Origin of the sequence: Alkalilimnicola ehrlichii (assembly GCF_003399765.1) — a bacterium.
Classification (GTDB): Bacteria; Pseudomonadota; Gammaproteobacteria; order Nitrococcales; family AK92; genus AK92.
In genome coordinates this window covers 109,288-116,608 of the sequence record NZ_NFZV01000014.1, presented here as the reverse complement: position 1 = coordinate 116,608, position 7,321 = coordinate 109,288, and the positions used below count along the sequence as shown (strand labels likewise).

5 protein-coding genes and 1 pseudogene are annotated in these 7,321 nt (G+C 60.7%); all 6 read right to left on the bottom strand.

The features are described 5' to 3' along the window. Nucleotides 1-365: 365 nt before the first annotated feature. Nucleotides 366-1,733 (bottom strand): 8-oxoguanine deaminase, encoded by a 1,368-nt coding sequence (locus CAI21_RS14045; protein ID WP_116302863.1) that lies wholly within the window; start codon nt 1,731-1,733, stop codon nt 366-368. Between the two features lie 14 nt (nt 1,734-1,747). Then, on the bottom strand, nt 1,748-2,788 hold the full coding sequence (locus CAI21_RS14040) for a 2Fe-2S iron-sulfur cluster-binding protein (protein WP_116302862.1): 1,041 nt from the start codon (nt 2,786-2,788) through the stop codon (nt 1,748-1,750). Between the two features lie 149 nt (nt 2,789-2,937). Next, nucleotides 2,938-4,253 (bottom strand): annotated as a pseudogene (locus CAI21_RS25010) (capsule biosynthesis protein). 157 nt (nt 4,254-4,410) lie between these two features. Beyond that, nucleotides 4,411-5,250 (bottom strand): capsular polysaccharide export protein, LipB/KpsS family, encoded by an 840-nt coding sequence (locus tag CAI21_RS25005; RefSeq protein ID WP_258868958.1) that lies wholly within the window; start codon nt 5,248-5,250, stop codon nt 4,411-4,413. Further along, nucleotides 5,247-6,437 carry a capsular polysaccharide export protein, LipB/KpsS family gene (locus CAI21_RS25000; protein ID WP_258868957.1) on the bottom strand — a complete coding sequence of 397 codons (1,191 nt, stop codon included), beginning with the start codon at nt 6,435-6,437 and terminating at the stop codon, nt 5,247-5,249. Before CAI21_RS25000 ends, CAI21_RS25005 begins: the two co-directional genes overlap by 4 nt. Beyond that, a complete protein-coding gene (locus tag CAI21_RS14020; RefSeq protein ID WP_147305121.1) occupies nt 6,430-7,266 on the bottom strand; it encodes a glycosyltransferase family 29 protein in 837 nt (278 codons plus the stop codon). The genes CAI21_RS25000 and CAI21_RS14020 overlap by 8 nt, the downstream gene beginning before the upstream one ends. Between the last annotated feature and the right edge of the window lie 55 nt (nt 7,267-7,321).

The window sequence follows — 7,321 nt, the reverse complement described above, 5'->3', positions numbered from 1 at the left end:
ATAGCGCAGCGACAAAGGCCTGTCGGGCGAACCCCGAAAGCACCGAGAAGCGCAGGGAACCCCGCGTTAGCGGGGCAGCGCCTCCGGGTCGCCTTTCTTTTGGTTCCTTTTCTTTGGCGACGCAAAGACTCATTCGCCGGGAGCGAATGAGGTGCGCTAAGCGAGCCGAAGGCCGAAGACCAGGGAGGGTCTGAGCCAAAAGGGACTCGCCCAGGAGGGCGAAACAGGCCGTTAGGCATCACCACAGGCAATAGCGACTAAGCGCAGACCCCAGACGCCCCGCAGGGGCGGGACCCCGCCTTCCAAACCAATCGCGCGAAGCGCACCAAACTAAACCACCAACACCAGAACCTAACCACCCCCCCTTAATCCCCCCGAACCAACACCCCCGCCATACGATTATGCCGCTCCACCAACACCGGCAACTCCAGCGTCGTCAACTGCCCCTCCGCCACCACTACACGGCCATTAATAACGCTGTAAGCCACCCGCGGCGGCGTACAGAACACCAAAGCAGCCAGCGGATCGACAAGCGCACCGGCCAAGGCAATATCGTCTAGCCGGAACGCCACCACGTCGGCACAGTACCCCGCTTGAATACGCCCAAGACTCTCGCCACGACCAAGCACAGCAGCACTCCCCCGAGTCGCTAACGCCAATGCCTCCCGGGCTGTCATCGCTGCCGGTTCCTGATCCTTGACCCGCGCCGATAACAAAGCTTGCCGGGCTTCGCTGAGCAGGCTGCCGCTATCGTTGGAGGCGCTGCCATCGACCCCTAAGCCGACATTCACTCCCGCGTCGAGCATTTTTCGCACCGGTGCGATGCCTGAGGCCAATCGCATGTTGGAGCAGGGGCAGTGCGCCACGCCCGTGCCGGTGCGGGCGAATAAGGCAATACCCGGATCGTCGAGATGCACGCAGTGCGCATGCCACACATCCTCCCCCACCCAACCGACTTCCTCGGTAAACTGGGTCGACGTCATGCCGTAACGCTCTTGGCTAAACGCTACATCCTTCCAGTTCTCCGCCGTATGCGTGTGCATCGCCACGCCATAGCTGCGCGCCAAGGCTGCGCCCTCGCGCATTAAATCCGTCGTTACCGTAAACGGCGAGCACGGCGCTACGGCAATCTGCACCATCGCGTCGGAAGCCGCGTCGTGGTACGTCTCGATAAGCCGTTGCATATCTTTCAGAATGGCATCTTCATCCGCTTCAACCAGCGCATCCGGCGGTAATCCTCCCGCATTGCGACCTAAACTCATGGCACCACGCGCAGCGTGGAAACGCATACCGATCTCGGCCGCAGCGGCGATGTTGTCGTCCAGCCGGATACCGTTCACGTATAAATAGGCGTGGTCGGCGGCAGTCGTACAACCGGAGAGCATCAACTCCGCCATCGCCGTTTGGGTGGCGGTACTCGACATGGCCGGGGTTATCCGCTCCCAAACCGGAAACAAGGCGCTCAACCAGTCGAATAATTCTGCATCCTGTGCTGCCGGCAGCACTCGGGTAAGGCTTTGGAACATGTGATGGTGCGTATTGATCAGACCGGGAATGACCACGTGCCCGCTCAGATCGATCACCGTATCCGCCGTTTGCGGCAGCTCATCGCTCGGCCCAACCGCTTCGATCAGATTATCGCGGATAAATACCGCTCCATTCTCGATTTCCCGCTCCTCGGCATCGAGCGTGGCAAGTAGCGTGGCGTTTTTTAGCAGTAAACTACGACTCATCGAGCATTCCTTATTTAGGCCGTCTGGCGAGTGGGCGCGGTCGTTAACTCGTGGGCAAAATTAAAGGCGTCGGCGTAAATACGCTCTATGGGCAAACCATTCGCGGCAAACGCGCCTTTGGCGGCGCTGATCATCGCCGGTGGGCCGCAGAGGTAGGCGTCAAAGCCTGATAGGTCGGCCAAGTCCGCCGCTGCCGCCTGGTGCACGAAGCCAACGCGACCGCTCCAGCCGTCGTTGCCCACCGGCTCCGACAGCACAGGAACATAACGAAACTGCGCAAGCTTTGCCGCCCAGCCCAAGGCCTCGATATCCAGATAGAGATCCCGCCGCGAGCGCACACCCCAATACAAATAAACCGGACGTTGCACGCCTGAGTAAATCACACGCTCAATCAGGCTCTTAATCGGCGCAAGCCCGGTGCCGCCGGCAACCATCAACAGCGGCCGCTCGCTCTCCTCGCGCAAGTAAAACCCGCCCTGCGGCGCCTCTATCTGCAGGATGTCCCCAGGCTTCGCCTGCTCGAACAGATACTGGCTAAAGCGTCCACCCGGCACGCGTCGAACGTGTAGGTCGATAACGCCCCTTTCCGGTGCCGAGGCGAAAGAGAAACTACGCCGCTCCGATCCATCCAGCAATACGTCGAGATACTGGCCGGCACGGTACGCTAAGGCTTCGCCGCTCTCGACTTCCAACACGAGCCGCATGACATCGTGGCATAAGGGCGCCAACTCTCGGAGCCTCAGAGAGTGATTTCCGCAAGCTTCAGCGGGAGACGCTGCAAGAGCATCATCCAAACGAATAACGAGATCGGACGCAGCGCAGGCTTGGCAGGTTAACGCAAAGCCTGCGGCCTCCTCTTCCGCAGTAAGTGCCATGGGCGGTAAATCGTAAGTAATGTCACCACGACGAACCTGTACCCGGCAGGTACCGCACCCTCCACACTGACAGTCGAAGGGCAGCTCAACGCCGCAACGCAGCGCCGCGTCTAATAACGGCTCGCCTTGCTCCGCCTCGAACTCAACGGAAGAATTCTCGATACGGACCCGATAGGCCATAACTTGCCTCCACATTCGGTACACAACACTGTACACAAGCAAGTTATGTGCCTGCCGCATTCGGCCGCTTTTCTGGCAATAGTGTATACGTTACGCACCAACATCGTGCGGGTAGCGGCGGCGCTGCTTCCGAACGCCGCAGCGCCGAACTATGCTTGCTGGCTCAACGTCGTCATGCCTGCGGTAGACAAAGGCGCGGCCTCCCCGCTCACCGAGTCGGCGGCGACCGCCGACCCCGGACGAACCGTCCGTGGCGGCGTCGCGCCCCGACAGGTTGCCGTGACGGTACCCAGCGGCCAAGCGACGCCGGTCAATCCAAGACCTTTATGAACCCGGCGATAGAAATTACCGTTCGCCAATACGGTCGTGACCAGATAACGCCGGAAGGCTTTGTAGAGCTGCGAATCGACTGTGCCGGGTTCCGTCCAGAACTGGTCGAGGTCCACCTTGGCGACTAAGCCCGGAATGTCGTAAACCGCTTTGCCGAGTACTTTTACGGGAGTTTTGTGGTGCAACGACGATAAACCGACCGTGCTATTGATGGTCACCGTCCCCTGCGCGTGTCGCAACAAGCTGGGCAAATCGGCTTCCCGCAAGTAAACGACACGCGCTTTTACCCGATATTGCGCCGCGAGCTTAGCGATCTCGGCCCCGTGATCGCAATAGGGGCGATCCATCGGATGCTGCTTGAAGACCAAAATCGTCCCCGCCGGCGCATGGCCGGCAAAGGAGGCAATGACTTCTTCGATAAATGCCTTAATAGACTCGAAGCGGGAGTAATGGAGAACCTGCGCATCGCAATGGACTTGCAAAGGAACAAAAAATAACGTTTTCTCAAGGGCTTGAATAATCGCCGCGCACGGCGCTTGTCCGCGCAATGATAATAAGCCTTTTTACACGCCGACATTCCCCAGCGGGCGCCTTCGATATAAGGATTCAGGGGCCGATGATGACGATAGAGCGGGTAGCGTTTACGCCCTAGCCAGTAGTACACCGCATAGCGGGTGGAGAACCAGGCATGAGCCCAAAAGGCGAGCTTGCCGGGATTCACTTCCGGCCGGGCGATGGTGTCCGCAGTTGCGGCACCTGCTTTGGCTCGATCAAGGTAATCGTTGGGGTCTCGGGGCAGGCTGGAGCGCCCGTTGACGCCGCCGGCCTCGACTGTCACGAACGCGGGGCGGACATAACCCTCCTCGAATACATAGACTGGAATACGAAACGACGCCGCGACATCCAGCGCTACTACGTGATAAGGCCGACGATCGCCGTACAGGAAGACACGATCGATCTCCTGCTCGGCGATGAACGCCGCTAAATAATCGCGCCACTCAGCGAAACTGCCCGTATAGGCTAACGCGCCAGGGTGCCTGTAATCGGCTTCGTCGCCGCCATGAAAGTTGATCTTGAACACCGCACAGCCTTCCGCCGTAAGCTCGCTCGCCAAACGCGAAAAGAACGGTCCCATCGGCCCTTGCAATAGCAGTACCTTTCCAGCCATAGCCTCTCCCCTTGCTGTGGCACACGATGACACTGCCGCCCCGCCAAGGCGGGCGGCTATTACTCAATACCGTCCCACGACTGCTACGCTGTCATTCTGCGGCGCGCATAGCGCCCGCAAAGCCTTATTCGAGGTTCGCCGTTTTCTTCACCTGTTTATCGCCGCTTTGCCATCGCTCAAGCCCACGCTGGCAGCGGTATAGCCAGCGGAAGAGATAACGCCAGAGCGATGCATCGGGCGCCGTTTGGCGCCACGCTTCCAATTCGCGAAGTACGCATTCGGGAGTAGAAAAACGTCCGCTGGCGCGACTGACATAGGTGGGATACAGGATCAGGCTTGCCGCCACCAGTTGGTCCAAATTCAACTGCCTACTGCGCCGCGCTATCGGCGCGCGGTCTTGGGTTAACCCCCAGCCGGCATAGAACGGCCGACCATGGGTAACAACCTGGCGGCCCCTTAACAACGCTTCGAACCCGGCTAGCGAGGTCATGACGTGAACCTCGTCCACACTTTCCAGCAACGCCCCCATGGGCACATCGGCCACGACCTCATCGCACCAGTAAACGCAATCGGCTTCGCCGCTTCCCACTGCTCGTAGTCCTGCCAAAACGTCCGGGTGCGGTTTATAGACAAGATACGCGTGCGGTACGGCTTGCCGGACAGCGCGCAGTAAGCCGAGGTTGCTCGTCACGGCGCCGGCGCCAAAGCGCATCGCCGCATCGCCCTCCACCTGCCCAACCGCTAGCACTACCGTGTTTACCCCCGCCGGACGACGCCACTCGCCCTGGCCGACGTTGTACTTGGTCAGCCCCAATTCGACGATACGCTCGCGCAAACGCCGGGCACGCGCGAGTAACGCCGGCTCAAAGCGCGCTGACTGCAATAACTGTTCGAGGCCGGATGGTGTGCCGGCGTCGTAATACAGTCCCTGCTCGTCGAGCACCCAAGACAACGGACGCGTCAACTCGGCTCCCAACCCGACCGAGCGTAGAAAGCCATCCTCCAACCGTATAACAGGCCGCCCCCGCGCCACCGGCCGCTGTCCCCATACCGCGACGGTAGCCCGTTTCGGCAATTGCTGCTCACGGCGCACGAACCGCACCTGGCTGCCTTGAAAAACGCCCGGACAATGGGCCGCTTCCAAAGCGAGAAGCCAAGCGCATATACTTGCTCGGGGAAGCGCTCCCGCAGCGTCCGTTGCAACCCCATCCATTCGACCGCACGCTCTACTTCGCAACGGCGGCCGGTTTCCGGATCGAGGTAACGCGGATACGCCACTAACGCGGAGTGGGCTAACTGCTCGACTGTCGCCGCACCGCGCCGCTCAGGCGCGGCGAGCTCATCTTGCGTCAAACCCCAGCCGGCATAGAAAGGCATGCCGAAAGTCCGTACCGGCTTGTCCCACAACAGGCCCTCGAACCCCAACTGCGAGGTAACGACATACACGCGTTCGGCGCGCTCGAGCAAGGCAACCGGGTGCACATCTTGGCCAAGCACTCGGACCCTGGCCGCCTGAGCGGTTGTTAGCTTGTCGAAATAGCCGCGTTTACGGCCGGCGAAAACATCGGGATGCACTTTGAGCAAGATTGGCGCGCCCGGGTTTTCATCCAGCGCTGCCTCTAACATCCGCTGAAAACTTGCCGGTCCGGCACAGCCGTAACGCACCGACACGTCGCCGACCGTCTGGTCCGCCAGCAACACAAAGGAAGATGGCAAGCCGGCGCTAGCCTCTCGCGCGTGGTTATATTTGGAGACCCTTGCCTCCCGCCATTGCCGTAGCAAGGCCCGAGCACGGGCGGCCTGGGCTGCACCGATGGGCGCTCGTATTAAACGCTCCAGCCGAGATGGGCAAGTTGCGTCGTAGTAAATCCCCAGCTCGTCGGTAACCAGCGACAGCGCCGCGTCGCGGTCGCCTAAATCGACCGAGCGGAGAAACCCGTCCTCCAAATGCGTCACCGCCAGCCCCTTACGACGAGCAAACTCGACCGCACGGCGGGCACTGGGCTTACGTCCCCAAGCCAAAACCTTTACGTGCTTGGGGAGCCTGCTGCCAACAGCCCGATAAAGCACCTCCCCCCCCAGTAATTCAGACAAGCCTTTATTGGCAACCAAGCCGCGGGAAAACGCCAGATAACAAGGTCGCTCAGCCATGCTCCGTCTCCTTGGCAGCATCCGACACGAGGTTCAGGCCATCGGCCTGCCAGCGCCGCAATAAGGCCTGCTCCTGCGCCCAATGGTGGCGCGTTGCACGCGGCACCGGGCAGTTACTATCGCCGAGACTAAAGCCGACAGCGCTCACACCCTGCCAGCTTCCGAGCAACTGACGGAGCCAAGCCAAACTAAGTAAGCCGGCGCTTGGAGGCGCCATGAGTTTCTTCACTAAGGCTCGCCATACCTCCAGCGGGACCGTTAGCACAGGAACGCCTTGCTCCACAATGTCAGCCAATGCCCCCCAGTTCCGGAGGCGGAATATCACATCGGGCCCGCTGACGACGACCCAGCGGACAGCGGCGGGCGGCGCCCTATCAAGGCTTGGCGAGCGCACCCAGACATCGTGCTTCTTGCCGCTGTCGACTGCCGACGATGGGTCGTAATAGAAACGGTTAAAACGCATAACCAAACCTTGACCGTCGATGAAGCTTCCCAAGCGACTCCCCCGCATTACCGGCGCGTTTCCCACCACGCATATTCCCTGGTCGCGACACTGGGCGACATGGGCGGCAAACTGTGAGCGCCATGTCTGCTGACACCGGCAAACCTCCCTTAACACCTCGCCCCACTGGGTTGGCGGATCGCCGCCGGACTCGGCCAGTAAGCCCTGTGCCAAGTAGAAACGGCGCCCATGCAAAGCCGGCAAGGCATCGCTAAGCTCGGCCCGACGCGCTAGCGGCAGCGGGCGACCGAGGTCGCGACAATACGCCAAATAATCGAGCAAGCAGGAAGCCCGTCGGCTGCGCTGCCAAGCTCGCCGGAACAGCATTAAGGTAAACGCGTCATAAAAGCCCTTCTGCCGCCGCCGGTGCGCCAACCGGCGG

What these genes read in the sequence shown, in the direction of transcription:
- CAI21_RS14045 (WP_116302863.1), bottom strand. Translation starts at nt 1,733, where the DNA reads ATGAGTCGTAGTTTACTGCTAAAAAACGCCACGCTACTTGCCACGCTC.
- CAI21_RS14040 (WP_116302862.1), bottom strand. Translation starts at nt 2,788, where the DNA reads ATGGCCTATCGGGTCCGTATCGAGAATTCTTCCGTTGAGTTCGAGGCG.
- CAI21_RS25000 (WP_258868957.1), bottom strand. Translation starts at nt 6,437, where the DNA reads ATGGCTGAGCGACCTTGTTATCTGGCGTTTTCCCGCGGCTTGGTTGCC.
- CAI21_RS14020 (WP_147305121.1), bottom strand. Translation starts at nt 7,266, where the DNA reads ATGCTGTTCCGGCGAGCTTGGCAGCGCAGCCGACGGGCTTCCTGCTTG.